Origin of the sequence: Escherichia sp. E14S1 (genome assembly GCF_004211995.1) — a bacterium.
In the GTDB taxonomy this organism is placed as follows: domain Bacteria; phylum Pseudomonadota; class Gammaproteobacteria; order Enterobacterales; family Enterobacteriaceae; genus Escherichia.
In genome coordinates this window covers 353105-370312 of record NZ_RHJQ01000012.1, presented here as the reverse complement: position 1 = coordinate 370312, position 17208 = coordinate 353105, and the positions used below count along the sequence as shown (strand labels likewise).

20 protein-coding genes, 1 pseudogene and 1 other annotated feature are annotated in these 17208 nt (G+C 50.0%); of the genes and pseudogenes, 10 read left to right on the top strand and 11 right to left on the bottom strand.

Annotated features, from left to right (window positions below; genetic code table 11):
* Position 1 precedes the first annotated feature (1 nt).
* On the bottom strand, positions 2-901 hold the full coding sequence (hisG, locus tag D9734_RS15625) for an ATP phosphoribosyltransferase (protein ID WP_130208697.1): 900 nt from the start codon (positions 899-901) through the stop codon (positions 2-4).
* A 45-nt stretch (positions 902-946) separates the two neighbouring features.
* Positions 947-1070 (bottom strand) — a sequence feature (His leader region).
* A complete protein-coding gene (gene hisL, locus D9734_RS15620; protein WP_001364200.1) occupies positions 1046-1096 on the bottom strand; it encodes a his operon leader peptide in 51 nt (16 codons plus the stop codon). (Overlaps the previous feature by 25 nt.)
* Before the next feature lie 283 nt (positions 1097-1379).
* Between hisL and yefM the strand changes: the two genes are divergently transcribed.
* From yefM to plaP, 6 genes and pseudogenes are all read left to right on the top strand, one after another.
* Entirely contained in the window at positions 1380-1631 is a 252-nt protein-coding gene (yefM, locus tag D9734_RS15615; protein WP_001259255.1) for a YoeB-YefM toxin-antitoxin system antitoxin YefM, read from the top strand.
* Positions 1628-1883, top strand: a pseudogene (yoeB, locus tag D9734_RS15610) (type II toxin-antitoxin system mRNA interferase toxin YoeB). The gene yefM and the pseudogene yoeB overlap by 4 nt, the downstream one beginning before the upstream one ends.
* Before the next feature lie 82 nt (positions 1884-1965).
* Positions 1966-2790, top strand: coding sequence for an SDR family oxidoreductase (locus tag D9734_RS15605; protein ID WP_130208695.1), 825 nt, complete (start codon positions 1966-1968; stop codon positions 2788-2790).
* A gap of 45 nt (positions 2791-2835) precedes the next feature.
* Entirely contained in the window at positions 2836-3765 is a 930-nt protein-coding gene (locus D9734_RS15600; RefSeq protein ID WP_130208693.1) for a LysR substrate-binding domain-containing protein, read from the top strand.
* Positions 3766-3979: 214 nt separating this feature from the next.
* Entirely contained in the window at positions 3980-4042 is a 63-nt protein-coding gene (yoeI, locus tag D9734_RS15595; protein WP_010723108.1) for a membrane protein YoeI, read from the top strand.
* Entirely contained in the window at positions 4032-5390 is a 1359-nt protein-coding gene (gene plaP, locus D9734_RS15590; RefSeq protein ID WP_000019197.1) for a putrescine/proton symporter PlaP, read from the top strand. Before yoeI ends, plaP begins: the two co-directional genes overlap by 11 nt.
* Before the next feature lie 75 nt (positions 5391-5465).
* Here plaP and sbcB read toward each other — a convergent pair whose 3' ends face one another.
* Positions 5466-6890 (bottom strand): exodeoxyribonuclease I, encoded by a 1425-nt coding sequence (gene sbcB, locus D9734_RS15585; protein WP_130208691.1) that lies wholly within the window; start codon positions 6888-6890, stop codon positions 5466-5468.
* A gap of 211 nt (positions 6891-7101) precedes the next feature.
* On the opposite strand from sbcB, the gene dacD reads away from it, so the two are divergent.
* The 4 genes from dacD (at position 7102) to D9734_RS15565 (ending at position 10601) form a co-directional block, all read left to right on the top strand.
* Positions 7102-8268: a serine-type D-Ala-D-Ala carboxypeptidase DacD gene (gene dacD / locus D9734_RS15580; protein WP_130208689.1), complete on the top strand. Its 1167-nt coding sequence runs from the start codon at positions 7102-7104 to the stop codon at positions 8266-8268.
* A 118-nt stretch (positions 8269-8386) separates the two neighbouring features.
* Complete coding sequence (gene sbmC, locus D9734_RS15575; RefSeq protein ID WP_130208687.1) at positions 8387-8860, top strand: DNA gyrase inhibitor SbmC; 474 nt, start codon at positions 8387-8389, stop codon at positions 8858-8860.
* Positions 8861-9041: 181 nt separating this feature from the next.
* Positions 9042-10100 (top strand): FUSC family protein, encoded by a 1059-nt coding sequence (locus tag D9734_RS15570; protein ID WP_130208685.1) that lies wholly within the window; start codon positions 9042-9044, stop codon positions 10098-10100.
* A gap of 171 nt (positions 10101-10271) precedes the next feature.
* Entirely contained in the window at positions 10272-10601 is a 330-nt protein-coding gene (locus D9734_RS15565; RefSeq protein WP_000450409.1) for a DUF496 family protein, read from the top strand.
* Positions 10602-10710: 109 nt separating this feature from the next.
* Here the strand turns inward: D9734_RS15565 and D9734_RS15560 are convergent, their stop codons facing one another.
* The 8 genes from D9734_RS15560 to D9734_RS15525 are packed head-to-tail and all read right to left on the bottom strand — an operon-like array spanning position 10711 to position 17205.
* Positions 10711-11154, bottom strand: a complete 444-nt coding sequence (locus tag D9734_RS15560) for a EutP/PduV family microcompartment system protein (RefSeq protein WP_130208683.1) — start codon at positions 11152-11154, stop codon at positions 10711-10713.
* A 4-nt stretch (positions 11155-11158) separates the two neighbouring features.
* A complete protein-coding gene (gene pduU / locus D9734_RS15555) occupies positions 11159-11509 on the bottom strand; it encodes a propanediol utilization microcompartment protein PduU (protein WP_130208681.1) in 351 nt (116 codons plus the stop codon).
* Complete coding sequence (gene pduT / locus D9734_RS15550; protein ID WP_130208679.1) at positions 11509-12063, bottom strand: propanediol utilization microcompartment protein PduT; 555 nt, start codon at positions 12061-12063, stop codon at positions 11509-11511. Before pduT ends, pduU begins: the two co-directional genes overlap by 1 nt.
* Positions 12064-12065: 2 nt before the next feature.
* Entirely contained in the window at positions 12066-13409 is a 1344-nt protein-coding gene (locus tag D9734_RS15545; protein WP_130208677.1) for a 4Fe-4S dicluster domain-containing protein, read from the bottom strand.
* Positions 13406-14518: a 1-propanol dehydrogenase PduQ gene (locus tag D9734_RS15540; protein ID WP_130208675.1), complete on the bottom strand. Its 1113-nt coding sequence runs from the start codon at positions 14516-14518 to the stop codon at positions 13406-13408. The genes D9734_RS15545 and D9734_RS15540 overlap by 4 nt, the downstream gene beginning before the upstream one ends.
* Before the next feature lie 10 nt (positions 14519-14528).
* The gene (gene pduP / locus D9734_RS15535) at positions 14529-15914 is read right to left on the bottom strand and encodes a CoA-acylating propionaldehyde dehydrogenase PduP (RefSeq protein WP_130208673.1); all 1386 of its coding nucleotides are present in this window, start codon (positions 15912-15914) and stop codon (positions 14529-14531) included.
* The gene (gene pduO / locus D9734_RS15530; RefSeq protein WP_130208671.1) at positions 15911-16918 is read right to left on the bottom strand and encodes a two-domain cob(I)yrinic acid a,c-diamide adenosyltransferase PduO; all 1008 of its coding nucleotides are present in this window, start codon (positions 16916-16918) and stop codon (positions 15911-15913) included. Before pduO ends, pduP begins: the two co-directional genes overlap by 4 nt.
* 11 nt (positions 16919-16929) lie before the next feature.
* Positions 16930-17205 (bottom strand): EutN/CcmL family microcompartment protein, encoded by a 276-nt coding sequence (locus tag D9734_RS15525; RefSeq protein WP_130208669.1) that lies wholly within the window; start codon positions 17203-17205, stop codon positions 16930-16932.
* Positions 17206-17208: the final 3 nt, after the last annotated feature.

Sequence of the window (17208 nt, the reverse complement as noted above, 5' to 3'; positions counted from 1 at the left end):
ATCACTCCATCATCTTCTCAATGGGCAGGACCAGAATCGAACTGGCACCCAGCGCTTTCAGTTTTTCCATGGTTTCCCAGAACAGGGTTTCGCTGCTGACCATGTGCATCGCTACGCGCTGTTGATCACCCGCCAGCGGCAGAATAGTTGGGCGTTCGGCACCTGGCAGCAGGGCGATGACGTCATCCAGACGCTCGGTCGGTGCGTGCATCATGATGTATTTCGATTCGCGCGCCTGGATCACACCCTGAATACGGGTCAGCAGTTTGTCGATCAGTTGCTGTTTGGATTGTTCCATTTCGCCATCGCGCTGGATCAGGCAGGCTTTCGAGCGGTAGATAACTTCGACTTCGCGCAGGCCGTTGGCTTCCAGCGTGGCACCGGTGGAAACCAGATCGCAAATCGCATCCGCCAGTCCGGCACGCGGCGCAACTTCGACAGAACCGTTCAGTAAGCAGGATTTAAAAGAGATACCTTTCTGGTCGAGATAACGCTTGAGCAGGTGAGGATAAGAGGTGGCGATACGTTTACCGTTTAAGGAGAGCGGGCCGTCCCAGGCTTCATCAACTGGCGTTGCCAGTGAAAGGCGGCAGCCGCCGAAATCCAGACGACGCAGGGTAAAATAACGCGGATCTTCACCCTGGGCGCGGCGGTTAAGCAACTCTTCTTCCAGCACGTTTTCGCCGATAATCCCAAGGTCTACCACGCCGTCCATTACCAGACCGGGAATGTCGTCGTCACGCACGCGCAGAATATCAATCGGCATGTTTTCTGCCATCGCGATCAGGCGCTGGGTGTGAAGATTAATTTTAATGCCACAGCGCGCCAGCAATTCGCGTGAGTCATCACTTAAACGGCCGGATTTCTGCATAGCTATGCGTAAACGAGTGTTGTCTGTCATTTTCTTATTCCTCTTTAAACCTGTCTGAACCGTTATCAATCGCGCAATAAAAAGCCCCCGGAAGGTGATCTTCCGGGGGCTTTCTCATGCGTTCATGCACCACTGGAAGATCTGAATGTCTTCCAGCACACATCGCCTGAAAGACTAGTCAGGATGATGGTGATGATGGTGGTGTTTGAATTGAACGCGTGTCATAAAAGTCTCTGTGAATGTTTATTCAACTGATGTCTTTTAACCTAAACCACTTTCACGATAGAAAGCAAGGGCTTTTTTATATATTTTATGTCGATGGATTTGTTTAATGAATGAGCGGGGAAAGGAGGGGGCTAAGAGGACTGTCCTCTAACCTGACGGCACCAAAAATAGCGAAGCCTGGATTTTTCGTCTCGCTGACAATGCTTTGAGCTACTGGCTAATTAATAAATAGTTTATTGCCACTCATCATTGCACAATGGACTGTACAAAAGAGGAGATTGACATGCGTACAATTAGCTACAGCGAAGCGCGTCAGAATTTGTCGGCAACAATGATGAAAGCCGTTGAAGATCATGCCCCGATCCTTATTACTCGTCAGAATGGAGAGGCTTGTGTTCTGATGTCACTCGAAGAATACAACTCGCTGGAAGAAACGGCTTATCTACTGCGTTCCCCCGCTAACGCCCGGAGATTGATGGACTCAATTGATAGCCTGAAATCAGGCAAAGGAACGGAAAAGGACATTATCGAGTGAAACTAATCGGGTCTGAGGAATCAGGGGGATGATTATCTGTACTGGCAGGAAACAGATAAGCGAATTGTTAAAAAGATCAATGAACTTATCAAAGATACCCGCAGAACGCCATTTGAAGGTAAGGGGAAGCCAGAACCCCTGAAACATAATTTGTCAGGCTTCTGGTCCCGACGCATTACAGAGGAGAACCGTCTGGTATGCGCGGTTACTGACGATTTACTGCTTATTGCAGCATGTCGTTATCATTATTGAAGAGATTCATTCATAGAATGAATTGTCAGTTTTGATACGCTGGCGTAGCCTTATAGATCTAAGGTGTATCAGGAGAAAACGGATGAAAAAGGTCGCAATTGTCGGGTTAGGGTGGTTAGGCATGCCGCTGGCGATGTCACTTTCAGCACGAGGCTGGCAAGTCACTGGGAGTAAAACTACACAAGATGGCGTAGAAGCGGCCCAAATGAGTGGCATTGATAGCTATCTGCTTCGCATGGAGCCCGATTTAGTTTGCGACTCTGACGATCTGGATGCCCTGATGGATGCTGACGCGCTGGTCATTACGCTTCCGGCACGCCGCAGCGGCCCCGGCGATGAGTTCTATTTACAAGCGGTACAGGAGCTGGTGGATAGCGCGCTGGCTTATCACATTCCCCGCATTATTTTTACCAGCTCAACATCTGTTTACGGTGATGCGCAAGGCACAGTGAAAGAAAACACTCCGCGTAATCCGCTGACCCATAGTGGACGAGTGTTAAAAGAGCTGGAAGACTGGCTGCACAATTTACCCGGTACTTCGGTTGATATTTTGCGTCTTGCTGGTCTGGTCGGGCCTGGGCGTCATCCCGGCCGTTTCTTTGCCGGAAAAACTGCGCCGGATGGAGAACACGGCGTCAATTTAGTCCACCTGGAAGATGTTATTGGCGCTATCACTCTGTTGTTACAGGCACCTAAAGGCGGGCACATCTATAATATATGTGCGCCAGCTCACCCTGCGCGTAATGTTTTCTATCCACAGATGGCCCGTTTACTGGGACTGGAACCTCCGCAGTTCAGGAATAGCCTGGACAGCGGCAAAGGTAAAATTATTGATGGCAGCCGGATCTGTAATGAATTGGGATTTGAATACCAGTATCCCGATCCACTGGTAATGCCGCTGGAGTAAAGCATCACGCCAGCAGAATGCCGCATACACCGCAAGGGGGCGTGTATGAAACCACTGCTGGACGTGTTGATGATCCTTGATGCCTTAGAAAAAGAGGGCAGTTTTGCGGCGGCGTCAGCCAAACTGTATAAGACGCCATCTGCCCTCAGCTACACTGTTCACAAGCTGGAAAGCGACCTTAATATTCAATTGCTTGATCGTAGTGGTCACCGCGCTAAGTTTACCCGCACCGGAAAAATGTTGCTGGAGAAGGGGCGGGAAATTCTCCATGCTGTGCATGAACTGGAAAAGCAGGCGATCAAACTCCATGAAGGTTGGGAAAACGATCTGGTAATCGGGGTTGATGATACCTTTCCCTTTTCACTGCTTGCGCCACTCATTGAAACCTTTTATCAACATCACAGCGTCACGCGTCTGAAGTTTATCAATGGCGTTCTGGGCGGTTCCTGGGATGCCCTGACTCAGGGGCGAGCGGATATTATTGTTGGCGCGATGCATGAACCACCATCTTCCAGCGAATATGGTTTCTCTCGGTTGGGCTGTCTGGAACAAGTTTTCGCGATTGCTCCTCATCATCCGTTAGCTCTGGAAGAGGAACCGTTAAATCGCCGTATCATTAAACGCTATCGGGCGATTATCGTGGGTGATACCGGGCAGGCTGGCGCATCTACGGCATCACAACTTCTCGACGAACAAGAGGCCATTACCGTATTTGATTTTAAAACCAAACTGGAATTACAAATCAGCGGTCTTGGTTGCGGTTATTTACCGCGCTATCTGGCGCAACGCTTTCTTGATAGTGGCGCGTTAATTGAGAAGAAAGTGGTTGCGCAATCCCTCTTTGAACCCGTATGGATTGGCTGGAATGAACAAACCGCAGGGCTTGCCAGTGCGTGGTGGCGTGATGAGATTTTAGCAAATAGTGCTATTGCTGGTGTTTATGCAAAATATGATGACGGAAAATCAGCCATTTAAATAAAAAATTATATGACAAGCCTCTCATTCTCTTGTCATTTACCCCCCATTTAGGCACAATGCGCCGCTGTCAAAAAATGACTAAAAACCGACGTTTCATCCGCGTCGGTTATTTTTTGCTTCAAACCAATCATTCATACCAAGAGGCCGGGCTTCGTACCGGATAGATATTTACTAAAAATCGACAGTTGTTGTCGCTGAGGAATCCAAAAAAATGGGGCAATTTTTTGCTTACGCGACGGTTATCACCGTAAAGGAGAATGACCATGTCGCATAACGTTACTCCAAACACCTCTCGCGTGGAATTGCGTAAAACGCTTACGTTAGTTCCGGTTGTAATGATGGGTCTTGCCTATATGCAGCCGATGACGCTGTTTGATACTTTTGGTATCGTTTCAGGCCTCACGGATGGTCATGTGCCGACAGCCTATGCGTTCGCATTGATTGCGATCCTGTTTACGGCTCTGAGCTACGGGAAGCTGGTTCGCCGCTATCCTTCTGCTGGCTCTGCATACACTTACGCCCAGAAATCCATTAGCCCAACGGTTGGCTTTATGGTGGGTTGGTCTTCTCTGCTCGACTACCTGTTCGCGCCGATGATCAACATTCTGCTGGCGAAAATCTATTTTGAAGCTCTGGTGCCTTCCATCCCATCGTGGATGTTTGTGGTGGCGCTGGTGGCCTTTATGACCGCCTTTAACCTGCGTAGTCTGAAATCCGTAGCGAACTTCAACACTGTAATCGTGGTGTTGCAGGTAGTGCTGATCGCGGTGATTCTGGGCATGGTTGTGTATGGCGTATTTGAAGGTGAAGGCGCTGGTACGCTGGCGAGCACGCGTCCGTTCTGGTCCGGTGATGCACATGTCATCCCGATGATTACCGGTGCGACGATTCTGTGCTTCTCCTTTACCGGCTTTGACGGCATCAGCAACTTGTCGGAAGAAACCAAAGATGCAGAGCGCGTGATCCCGCGAGCGATTTTCCTGACCGCGCTTATCGGCGGCATGATCTTCATCTTTGCAACTTACTTCCTGCAACTGTACTTCCCGGATATCTCTCGCTTTAAAGATCCGGATGCGTCACAGCCTGAAATCATGCTGTACGTTGCGGGCAAAGCGTTCCAGGTTGGCGCGCTGATCTTCTCCACCATTACCGTACTGGCGTCCGGTATGGCGGCGCACGCAGGCGTAGCGCGTCTGATGTACGTAATGGGTCGTGACGGCGTGTTCCCGAAAAGCTTCTTCGGTTATGTACACCCGAAATGGCGTACTCCGGCGATGAACATTATCCTGGTTGGCGCGATTGCTCTGCTGGCAATCAACTTTGACCTGGTAATGGCAACGGCGCTGATTAACTTTGGTGCGCTGGTGGCGTTCACCTTCGTTAACCTGTCGGTTATCTCGCAGTTCTGGATCCGTGAGAAGCGTAACAAGACGCTGAAAGATCACTTCCAGTATCTGTTCCTGCCGATGTGTGGTGCGCTGACTGTAGGTGCGCTGTGGGTTAACCTGGAAGAAAGCTCAATGGTTCTGGGTCTGATCTGGGCGGCTATCGGTCTGATTTACTTGGCTTGCGTGACTAAGAGCTTCCGCAACCCGGTTCCGCAGTACGAAGACGTTGCATAATCTTTAAAGCCGGATGACATAATCATCCGGTAAATCTAAAAAAGCCGGAGTTTATATCGCTCCGGCTTTTTTGTTTCAGACGATCTCTTCTGCGTACTGCCAAAGCGCTTTTAACAGCGCTACTTTCTCTTTGTCATCGGCATATTGTTGTGCCAGCATCTGTAATTCATCAGCATAACCTTGCAAAAATTCTGCTGTGAAGACCTGACGGCGGTGCTCCAGCCAGCGTTGCTGCTCGGCGTAATCCAGCGTCCCCGGGAAGTTACGCGCCCGATAATTGAACAACAGTTTCTCAATACGTTTATCGACAAAGGTGATATCCAGTGCCGGTAAATTACGCGGCTCGGTTTCCAGGACAATTTTCATTGCTGCGCGATCGGCGTCACTGAAAAAGCCATTATAGAGCTGTGCATCGACGTTATCTGAAGGTGTAAATGGTTCGGCTTCAGCAAATATCGCAACTACTTTTTCGCGCACTTGCGGGTGTTCACGCAGAATTTTCAGGTTATCGAGACAATGCTGACGATTAATTCCCAACCTGTCGGCATCTTCCGGGCGCAGCGTATTCGCCTGCGCCAGCACCGGGCATTTATTGATATGCACCAGCTTAACCGGGACTGCGGCGTTATCGCCTAGATCGGCCTTTGCGGTATACAGACGCTCGCGCAGCGTGTCGCTGTCCAGCTCCAGGAGTGGCGAGATATCTCCCGCCAAATCCACCATAATCACGGCATTGCGATTTTCAGGATGCCACGCCAGTGGCGCCACCCAGCTGGTATTGCCGCGCCATGCACCAAACATACCGGAAACATGCACCAGCGGTTTCATCTGCGGCACATCAATCAATGCCGTCAGTTTGTGCTTATTACGATGGGTAAAGAGATAATCAAACAGGCGTGGTTGACGTGTTTTCACCAACTTCGCCATCGCAATAGTGGCGTACACATCGGCCATCGCATCGTGGGCGTTGCTATGTTCAATACCATTAGCTTTGGTTAAATGTTCAAGTCGAAAGCTCGGTAAACCATCTTCATTTTCAGGCCAGTTAATCCCCTCCGGGCGCAGGGCATAACAGGCACGCATCACGTCAAGCAGATCCCAGCGAGAGTTATCATGTTGCCAACTCCAGGCATAGGGATCGTAAAAATTACGATAAAAGATATTGCGTGTAACTTCGTCGTCAAAACGCACATTGTTGTAACCAAGAATACAGGTCTTCGGTACGGTAAAAAGCGAGTGAATACGGGCGGCAAAGGCAGCTTCGTTTTCCCCTTTTGCACGCGCTTCCTGTGGAGTGATGCCGGTAATTAACACCGCCCCTGGCTGGGGTAAATAATCGTCCGCAGGCTTACAGTAAAAGACTTCAGGTTCGCCGATAATATTGAATTCGCTATCAGTGCGAATGGCGGCAAACTGCGCAGGGCGATCTAACGCGGGGTGCGTGCCAAAGGTTTCGTAATCATGAAACAAAAAGGTAGATTGTTGCTTACCGTCATTCATCGTTAGGTTAAATCCGTTATTTCTGTTGTATGCCAGAGTATCAAATATCACCGTGCTAATCAGCTTTAGAGCGATATTTTGGCTGCGTGTGAAAACAGATAATGTCAGATTAAAATGAGATAAATGTCACATTTTCTTGCACTTTATTCCAGCCAGTTCATCAGGATTTCCGTAAAAAGAACAGCTATTGGAAACACCTGAGGATTTGCTGTTGAAACGCCGTCTTATTATTGCTGCTTCTTTGTTCGTTTTTAATTTATCGTCTGGTTTTGCGGCGGAAAATATTCCCTTTTCACCCCAACCTCCGGAGATTCATGCGGGATCATGGGTTTTGATGGATTACACAACCGGACAGATCCTCACGGCGGGTAATGAGCACCAACAACGTAACCCTGCCAGCCTGACTAAGCTAATGACGGGCTATGTCGTCGATCGCGCTATCGATAGCCATCGCATAACACCAGACGATATTGTCACTGTGGGACGCGATGCGTGGGCGAAAGATAATCCTGTTTTTGTCGGCTCTTCACTGATGTTTTTGAAAGAGGGCGATCGCGTATCGGTACGTGATTTAAGCCGTGGATTAATTGTGGATTCCGGCAATGACGCCTGTGTGGCGCTTGCGGATTATATTGCCGGGGGGCAACGGCAGTTCGTCACAATGATGAACAATTACGCTGAAAAGTTGCATTTACAGGATACCCATTTTGAAACGGTTCACGGTCTGGATGCGCCGGGCCAGCATAGCTCAGCCTATGATTTAGCCGTGCTTTCTCGCGCCATCATCCACGGCGAACCTGAGTTTTACCATATGTACAGCGAAAAAAGCCTTACCTGGAACGGCATCACCCAGCAAAACCGAAACGGGCTATTGTGGGATAAAACCATGAACGTTGACGGCCTGAAAACCGGGCATACATCCGGGGCCGGGTTTAATCTCATTGCTTCGGCGGTGGATGGGCAACGCCGTCTCATTGCAGTGGTAATGGGGGCCGACAGCGCAAAAGCTCGCGAAGAAGAGGCTAGAAAATTACTGCGTTGGGGGCAGCAAAACTTTACTACGGTGCAAATTTTGCACCGTGGGAAAAAGGTCGGTACGGAACGCATCTGGTATGGTGATAAAGAAAACATCGCACTGGGAACGGAACAAGAATTCTGGATGGTGCTGCCGAAAGCGGAGAACCCTAATATCAAAGCAAAATATACCCTTGATGGTAAAGAACTCACTGCGCCAATTGCTGCTCATAAGCGGGTAGGGGAGATTGAGCTTTACGACCGTGATAAATTGGTTGCGCACTGGCCATTGGTTACCCTGGAATCTGTCGGTGAAGGCGGTATGTTTTCCAGGTTGAGCGATTATTTCCACCATAAATCCTGACCTTTATTTAGCGCCGACTGGCAGGAGTGCGAGTCTGCTCGCATAATCAACACTCATTCCTTGTGGTATTTACATTGCAAAATACACTGTACAAAAAAACAGTGTATATGGAGGCGTCATGAACTACGAGATTAAGCAGGAAGATAAACGTACCGTTGCAGGTTTCCATCTCGTTGGCCCGTGGGAACAAACGGTGAAGAAAGGTTTTGAGCAGTTGATGATGTGGGTAGACAACAAAAAAGTTGTGCCTAAGGAATGGCTTGCCGTCTATTACGATAACCCAGATGAAACACCTGCCGAAAAGTTACGTTGTGACACGGTGGTTTCCCTGGAGAACAATTTCACTCTACCGGAAAACAGTGAAGGCGTGATCCTGACGGAAATCTCCGGTGGGCAATATGCGGTTGCCGTTGCCCGCGTAGAAGGCGATGATTTTTCTACGCCATGGTATCAGTTTTTTAATACTCTCTTGCAAGACAGTGCTTATCAGATGTCACCTAAGCCCTGTTTCGAAGTTTATCTTAATAACGGAGCGGAAGACGGCTATTGGGATATTGAAATGTATGTCGCAGTGCAGCCGAAAATGGGTTAATGCTGGTGCAACAACTGGGTGTTAACCTGATTGCTTCGCTGTTTTTCGTCATGTAAAAGGGTAAAATTGACCTTCAGACTTCTGATGATCCCTTCGGGAATGTTCCTGATTACTGGTTGAAAGTCGGCTGGACAGCTGGTTTAGTGTCTGGCCGTTTATCCTTATTTTACGGAGTTGCAGCGTGCGAGCTGATAAGTGCCTTAGTCCGTTTGAAATTCGTGTGTACCGTCATTACCGAATCGTGCATGGTACTCGCGTCGCGCTGGCATTCCTGCTGACTTTTCTCATCATTCGCCTGTTTACCATCCCGGAAAGCACCTGGCCGCTGGTCACCATGGTGGTGATCATGGGGCCTATCTCGTTTTGGGGTAACGTCGTCCCTCGAGCATTCGAACGTATTGGCGGTACGGTGTTGGGGTCGATTTTAGGTCTTATCGCTCTGCAACTGGAGTTAATCTCTTTACCGTTGATGTTAATCTGGTGTGCAGCAGCCATGTTTCTTTGCGGTTGGCTGGCGTTGGGTAAGAAACCGTATCAAGGTTTATTGATTGGCGTGACGCTGGCAATTGTTGTTGGTTCCCCGACAGGTGAAATTGATACCGCATTATGGCGAAGCGGCGATGTGATCCTCGGTTCTTTACTGGCAATGCTGTTTACCGGCATCTGGCCGCAATGGGCCTTCATCCACTGGCGTATTCAACTGGCGAAAAGTCTGACCGAATATAACCGGGTCTACCAATCAGCATTTTCACCGAACCTACTGGAACGCCCGCATCTGGAAAGCCATCTGCAAAAACTCCTGGCTGATGCCGTGAAAATGCGTGGGCTGATTGCACCCGCCAGCAAAGAAACCCGTATTCCAAAATCGATATATGAAGGTATCCAGACGATTAACCGTAATCTGGTTTGTATGCTGGAGCTACAAATCAATGCTTACTGGGCCACGAGGCCCAGTCATTTTGTGCTACTGAATGCGCAAAAACTGCGCGACACACAGCAAATGATGCAGCAAATAGTGCTGACTCTTGTTCATGCCCTGTACGAAGGTAATCCACAGCCGGTTTTTGCTAATACAGAAAAACTGAACGATGCTGTGGAAGAGTTGCGCCAGTTGCTCGCTAATCATCATGATCTGAAAGTCGTTGAGACGCCGATTTATGGCTATGTATGGCTAAACATGGAAACGGCGCATCAACTGGAGTTGCTGTCAAATCTGATTTGTCGGGCTTTACGCAAATAAATTCCGACCTTCAGAATCAAATTGCTGCTGCTTCGATTCAGCAAGGATAAAGGGTATGATAGTGAACAGGGATAAAAGCATTGTCATCTGCGGCAGCTATGAGTAATGTTGGCCCTAACGAATAGCGGTTGCTTAAACGAATCCGACTCTCACATTATCAGGGGTATAAAAATGGAAACTACCAAGCCTTCATTCCAGGACGTACTGGAATTTGTTCGCCTGTTCCGTCGTAAGAACAAACTGCAACGTGAAATCCAGGACGTTGAGAAAAAGATCCGTGACAACCAGAAACGTGTCCTGCTGCTCGACAACCTGAGCGACTACATCAAACCTGGTATGAGCGTTGAAGCAATTCAGGGCATCATCGCCAGCATGAAAGGCGACTATGAAGATCGTGTTGATGATTACATCATCAAAAATGCTGAGCTCTCCAAAGAACGCCGCGATATCTCCAAAAAGCTGAAAGCTATGGGCGAAATGAAAAACGGCGAAGCGAAGTAATTTCTACTTTATTCAATGAGGATTGCCGGGCAATCCTCATTGTTCATTGATTCTTTTCTCACTGTTGTAAGTCATCATTCCCATCTCATAACATATTGAAATCTCTGGCTTAACGACTGCCTTCTTCTGTATGCAATAAGGCAAGAAGTTCTGCAACCCCGATGTTATCTACCGCACTGGTCATTAACACCTTTCGAGCTCCGGCTTCCCGTAGCCAGCATTTCACCAAAGATATCTGTTCTTCACTGGCTAAATCCACTTTGGTGACTACCCCAATGACCGGGCGATTCATTGACGTGGTAAAGCCTGGCGAAAAAGGGGACCACGGCGCGTCCGCATTAAGCACCAGCGCGATAATGTCTGCTTCACAGGCGCTGACCAGCAGCGCACTGTAAAGACTGCGGTTTTCGAGGTATTCCCCGGGAGTGTCAATGGTGGCCGGTGACCAGACGATTGCCTGCGTTTTCTGATACTGAATATTCTCTCCGCGCAGGCATTGCGTGAGTGATGTTTTTCCGCACTGGCTGGGGCCAATGAGCATCATGCGTCGCATAGTGTCAGGTCCGCGTAATGGGGCAGGCGGTAAAGCGCATCATTTCGCCCAGCGTGCGGGTAACCTGGCTAAGTGCATATTCGATAGCAGAAACATCGCCAGTCAGCACTACGGCACCGGTAAAACGATCAAGAAAACCAATCTCTACAGCGCCTGATTTTGTAGCGATATCACATGCGATGATAGATGCTTCGCTGGGGGTAATCGTCAGAATGCCAATAGCGGAAACGGTGTCCGGTAAGCCTAATTTTTTAAACAGATCCTTTCCAGGGTTGGCAATAACATGTGCCAACGTGACCTGTTTACCGGGGACGTATTCCTGAATCATTCGTTCAGTCGTGTGCTGAGTTGACATTATCCCTCCACCATCTGACGCCACATGGCTTCATGCGGACGGGCAATTACCGAGCGATAGACCAACAAGCCTTTTTCCCCCGCTCGCTCGCTGGCGACAGATACCGCGTTATTAACATCAGAAATATCGCCTGCCACTACCATGTAGCATTTACCGCCAATACCAAAGGCCATATGTACCCGTACGAGCGTGACGTTTGCCGCTTTCACTGCACAATCGGCAGCGTCAATGCAGGCCGCTACACTCCAGGTTTCGACTACACCGACAGCCCGTCGCTGGTCAACATGGTTCAGACCGCTGATTGCGGGCAGGATAGTGGGATGAATATTAGGAAGGAGCAGACTGTCGACCAGCATTTCACCTGCAAGGGAAGCGCCGCTGCTGATGGCCTGCTGTACTGCACCGACATCGCCTCCGAGCATCAGCAGAAATTTACCGGGGCAAAGCGTTTTGCTGACCAGTAATTCAACGTTGGCGCTTTTCAGCATGGCATCGCCGGTTTCCATTCCTTTCGCGATACTGCTAAGTTCTAAAATACCTACCGCTTTCGACATGATTAACCTCTCACTATCGTAATCGCGTTTTCTGTCACATCGCTGACCATGCCATCAATACTGGCATGAACAGGGGCGCCTAATGTGCCGTGTGGAATTTGACCTACGCACTGCCCACGAACGACGCGATCGCCGTTTTGTACACACGGAATTGCGCTGGCACCGATGTGCTGACGTAACAATAGTGTCACTTTTTCGGGTTGTGGTACGTGTTCAGACAATGGCGCGTCCTGATACCACGTGGCTAATCCCAATCTTGCCACCAGCCGTTTTACTGGAATCAGCCGATAATTTGCCATGGCATCCTCAGGATTTAAGGCACCTTCGTAGCGGAGGTTTTTTGCGCGTAGTTCCTGCTTAAGCAGGCGGTTTATGCGCATGGGTGAAATACCTACCGGGCAGGCAACGCTGGCGCAGACGTTGCACTCCGAACAGGTGAGCGCTGTCAGTAACAGTTGCGGCGTAGCGAGCTGTTGGTAGTTAACTGCACGTACTAACAAATGTGGTGATAGTTCGTGACCAATTAAATGGCGTGGGCAGAGATCGGTACATAAGCGGCATTGTTCACAAACGGTTTTCGCGACGGCAAGTACGCTACGGTCATCCTGCATTCGACGTTGGAGCAGTGAATGAGAGTTGGGTAAAACCAGCAGGCCGCCAGTGGTTTTGCTGACTGGCGTATCGAGCGATGTGATCAAACTCCCCATCATCGGACCGCCATTGATAAAACCAGGATTATCTACCGTTGCGCCTCCCGCCAGCGCCAGTACCTCGCGTAAAGAGATCCCGATGGGAACGGTCACCGTTACGGGTTTAGCAACTGCACCATTAACGGTTAGCGTGCGGCGCGTTACCGGATACTGCTGCTCAACAGCTCTGGCAATATTCAGCACAGTCTGGACGTTATTGACGACTACGCCGACGCTAACGGGCAACGCGGCTGGTGGAACGCGGCGACCTGTTGCCATCCAGATGGTCAGCACTTCGTCTCCTGCGGGGTAAACGTCGGGCAAAATATGCAGGCGGATATCAGGCGGTAGTAATGGTGTGAGGGCGTTTATTGCCAGTTGATACTTTTCTTTCAGCGCGATGATTCCGCTACTGGCCCCGGTGGCTTTCATTGCATAGTGAACACCGCGAAGCAGGCGGCTGGCTTGCTGCGCCATTAACTGCTGGTCCACTTTCAACATGGGTTCGCATTCCGCCGCATTCACCAGGAACGTATCAACACGTGCTTGTAGCTTGATATGTGTCGGAAAGCCAGCCCCACCAGCACCAACAACGCCTGCTGCTTGTACTCGCTCGCGGATTGTTTGACTGTCACAGGAGGTTAACTCGACGTTCATAACAACACCTCAAGCAGTTCTGCAATAGCATTGGCATCAGCCACACGTGGATTGGTACGCAATGTTGCATCCGCCAGCGCCGCCTGAACCATATCGGGAATACGTGATGACCATTCTGCTTTTTTTTCTTTCAGCGCATTGGCGAGAGTCGGTATTGAACACGCTTTTTTGAGCTGTTCAATATGTTGAATGAGTGCATTCAGGCTTGCGGTGTCATTGGCATTGTCCGGGCATAAATGACACGTTTTAGCCAGCCGGGCGTAGCGTTTGGCGGCGCGAGGATCGCCAGCATTAAAACGAATAACTGACGTCAGCAGGAGCGCATTCGCCAGACCGTGGGGCAAATGAAACTGCCCACCGAGTTGATGGGCAATCGCATGATTTAACCCAAGCCCCGCCTGACTAAAGGCAATTCCTGCAAGCGTCGAGGTATTATGCATTTTACCGCGGGTGGCAAGGCAATCGCCTTTCTTCACTGCAGTGGGCAGGTATTGAAAAACAATTTGCACGGTTTTTTCGACCAGTGCATCCGTGAAGTCGCTGGCGCGGGGAGAAACATAGGCTTCAAGCGCATGGGTTAAAACATCCATTCCGGTATTGGCCGTTATTGCGGGTGGCACGCTGACGACCAGCGAGGGATCGAGGACTGCGATATCCGGATAAAGTGCATTATCGAAAAGGGGATATTTAATTCCTTTCTCAGGATCGCTGATGACACAGGCGCTGGTCACTTCTGAACCGGTGCCGCTGGTGGTGGGAATAGCGACGCAGGTTTCAATCTCAATGGCACGCTGGCGACTAAACCAGACAATTGCTTTTGCGGCGTCCAGTGCAGAGCCGCCGCCAAAACCGATAACCACATCCGGGCGCAAAGTTTGCATCTGAGAGATGCCTTTTACCACTGTCTGGATAGTTGGATCGGGCGTTATTTCGCTAAAAATACTGAGACGATTACTGTCGGGCAGCGCCTGGCGCAATGTATCAATCAGCGGTGAGCGTGCCAAAAAGGCGTCGCAAATAATCCAGATGTGCTTATTGGTGAAACGACTAAGCACTTTGAGACTTCCCGGTCCGCTGTATAAACGCGTCTGCAGTGAAAAAGTATTCATTTCCGTTCCTCTAGCGAATGGAAAAGCCGCTGGTTAACACACAGCGTCGTGAGCGGGCAAAAGTCCGGGCTGACGTTGTCCCTTCTCCGGTCGGTGTAGCAATGGTGAAGGTCGTAAAACCTTCGCCACCGACGCCAATACCAGCCCAGGAGGGGCCATTTTTGACAAAGATAGAGGTTTGCATAACGCGAGCGGCAAGGTTGAGCCGTGAGATGTTCTGCGAGTGCATAATTGCGGTGTGATGCAAACTGTCTTCTACATTCAGCGCCAGTGTGAGGGCGCTATCAAAATCGTTGACCTTAACAATGGGTAGCATTGGCATGAGTTGTTCGCTGGTAACCCAGCTATCATCGGCGTCAACAACGGCAATCAGTAAGCGCGGCGCTTTTACTGGCAAAGGGAGGCCAGCGGCCTCCAGCAAGGTTGATGGACTTTTGCCGACCAGTTTTTTGTTGGCGACGCCGTCTGGCAGGCAAACAGCACGCAATTTTTCAGTTTGTTCATGGCTAAGAAGAAGGGCGCCAAAACTTTGCATCTGTTGAATCAAATAATCAGCCACTGACGCCACGACAATCAGACTTTTTTCAGCGATACATGGCAGGTTGTAATCAAACGAGGCTCCATTGATGATGTCTTCGGCAGCTTTCACAATATCTGCCGTTTCATCGACGATGCAGGGGGGATTACCCGCACCGGCACCAATCACTTTCTTGCCACTTTTCATTCCCATGGCGACGATACCCGGACCGCCGGTAATCGCCAGAACGCTGATTTTAGGGTGCACCATCATCTGTTCGGTTGCGGCAAAGGTCGGTTCAGATACAGTAACGATCAGGTTATGAATGCCACTACAGCGAAACGCGATGTCTTCGATTATGGCGATCAATTTCAGCGAGACGTTTTGGGCTCCTGGGTGTGGACTGAAGTAGACGCTATTACCAGCTGCCAGCATGCTGATGCTGTTGTTAATGATGGTTTCCGTGGGATTGGTACTTGGCGTGACCGAGCCAATAACTCCAAACGGGGAGTATTCAAACAAAACCATGCCACCATCACCGGTCAGTGCGGTGGTGGTTAAATCTTCAATTCCAGGTGTGTTATCGAGTGCCGCTTTGTTTTTTAAGTACTTATCTTCTTTATTTCCCATTCCCGTTTCGTTAGCGCTCTCTTCCGCCAGTTCTGTAAGACGGGGCGTTAATTCTTCGCGAATGGCGCTGATAATGGCGCTGCGGGTTTTAAGAGGACACTGTTGAAAACGCAAAAAGGCCTGGTGTGCAGCGCTGATAGCTTCATCGACAGTCTGGAAAATACCGTTTCTTTGCGTTTGTGATGTCGTGGGTGCTAGCTGCTCGCGCAGAATATTGCGGATCAGTGTTTCTAATTCAGAGTTATTCATTGGTTTTCTCCCACGTTAATTGCCGTCATTGCGCTTTGGGCAATATCCATGTCTTGTTCAACGCTACCACCACTAATACCAAGCCCTCCAAGCAGTTTTCCGTCACGCCAGAGGGGGAAGCCGCCACCAAAAGTGACGACTTTGCCTTGCATATGGCTTTCTAGCCCGTAAAGTGGCGCCCCCGGTTGCACGGTATCCGTAAGCTTGTGTGTTGCCGTTTTCATCGCCACGGCGGTCCAGGCTTTTTTCGGTGCCAGTTCACTGCTAACAAGAAGTGCATCAGGCATCCGCCAGGTAACACTTTCTGTTCCGTTGGCATCGACAATGCTGATAACAACGGGAATATGCAGTTCATCCGCACGCATTGCCGCGCTACGAATGAGCTGATGAAGATCCTGAAAAGTGAGCGACATCGTGCGTTCCTTCAATGCTGAAGTGTGGTTGGCTTCGTGATAACGTTTGGTGATTTCCTGAATCATCAGGTTCTGATGAGCAACGTTGTCTTCCACGCGGGCGAGGGCATACAGGCAATCGGAAAGCCGGTTAATATAGTGCAGCAAAACATGGCGGACGGAGGCTTCCGTTGTCAGTTCAACCAGACGCCTTTCAGCTCTCCGGGCCACGGTGCGGGCGAAATGCATGCGGCTCGCGGCTTCACAACGTCCTGGCAGAATGAAACAGTGAACTGGAGGAACAGCGCTCATTGCGCTATCGATCGCTTTTTCAAGTGCGGCAATTTCTTCCGTACTGATGTAACGCTGCTGCGCTGATGGCTGCTCGCTTTCACTGGCGAGTTCGGCGCTAAACCAAAATATCTGTTGCTGAATGGCTTCCAGTAATATGCGATGGCTTTCGATGGCGGTGGCGCAATAACACAGACTGAGTGTCGCGTTCAGTTCATCCAGTGTGCCGTAGGCTTCGACGCGTAGATGAGTTTTACTCACGCGTTGTCCGGTAAATAGAGACGTACTTCCTGAATCACCTGTGCGGGTATAAATCGCCATCTTTCAACTCCTTAGCGCGAAATCGTATCAACAATGCCGACCACTGCCAGGTCGATGGCTTCGTTGGGGCCGCTAAAAACATGTCTGGCGCTGGAGCCGCTGCTGAGGAGTACCAACTCACCGACGCCTGCACCGACTGAATCAACGGCAACTTCGTCACCGGTTAATGGCGTGAGAGGCAGTTCGCCGTCAGCACTGACCCGGCGAACCAGCAGCAGTTTTTTCCCGACCAGGGAAGGCGATTTTTGCGTGGATACCACCGCGCCTGTGACTCGAGCCAGATGCATGGG

Coding starts and splice junctions, on each gene's coding strand:
- hisG (WP_130208697.1), bottom strand. CDS start 901: ATGACAGACAACACTCGTTTACGCATAGCTATGCAGAAATCCGGCCGT.
- yefM (WP_001259255.1), top strand. CDS start 1,380: ATGCGTACAATTAGCTACAGCGAAGCGCGTCAGAATTTGTCGGCAACA.
- D9734_RS15605 (WP_130208695.1), top strand. CDS start 1,966: ATGAAAAAGGTCGCAATTGTCGGGTTAGGGTGGTTAGGCATGCCGCTG.
- D9734_RS15600 (WP_130208693.1), top strand. CDS start 2,836: ATGAAACCACTGCTGGACGTGTTGATGATCCTTGATGCCTTAGAAAAA.
- plaP (WP_000019197.1), top strand. CDS start 4,032: ATGTCGCATAACGTTACTCCAAACACCTCTCGCGTGGAATTGCGTAAA.
- sbcB (WP_130208691.1), bottom strand. CDS start 6,890: ATGAATGACGGTAAGCAACAATCTACCTTTTTGTTTCATGATTACGAA.
- sbmC (WP_130208687.1), top strand. CDS start 8,387: ATGAACTACGAGATTAAGCAGGAAGATAAACGTACCGTTGCAGGTTTC.
- D9734_RS15565 (WP_000450409.1), top strand. CDS start 10,272: ATGGAAACTACCAAGCCTTCATTCCAGGACGTACTGGAATTTGTTCGC.
- D9734_RS15560 (WP_130208683.1), bottom strand. CDS start 11,154: ATGCGACGCATGATGCTCATTGGCCCCAGCCAGTGCGGAAAAACATCA.
- pduU (WP_130208681.1), bottom strand. CDS start 11,509: ATGTCAACTCAGCACACGACTGAACGAATGATTCAGGAATACGTCCCC.
- pduT (WP_130208679.1), bottom strand. CDS start 12,063: ATGTCGAAAGCGGTAGGTATTTTAGAACTTAGCAGTATCGCGAAAGGA.
- D9734_RS15545 (WP_130208677.1), bottom strand. CDS start 13,409: ATGAACGTCGAGTTAACCTCCTGTGACAGTCAAACAATCCGCGAGCGA.
- D9734_RS15540 (WP_130208675.1), bottom strand. CDS start 14,518: ATGAATACTTTTTCACTGCAGACGCGTTTATACAGCGGACCGGGAAGT.
- pduP (WP_130208673.1), bottom strand. CDS start 15,914: ATGAATAACTCTGAATTAGAAACACTGATCCGCAATATTCTGCGCGAG.
- pduO (WP_130208671.1), bottom strand. CDS start 16,918: ATGGCGATTTATACCCGCACAGGTGATTCAGGAAGTACGTCTCTATTT.
- D9734_RS15525 (WP_130208669.1), bottom strand. CDS start 17,205: ATGCATCTGGCTCGAGTCACAGGCGCGGTGGTATCCACGCAAAAATCG.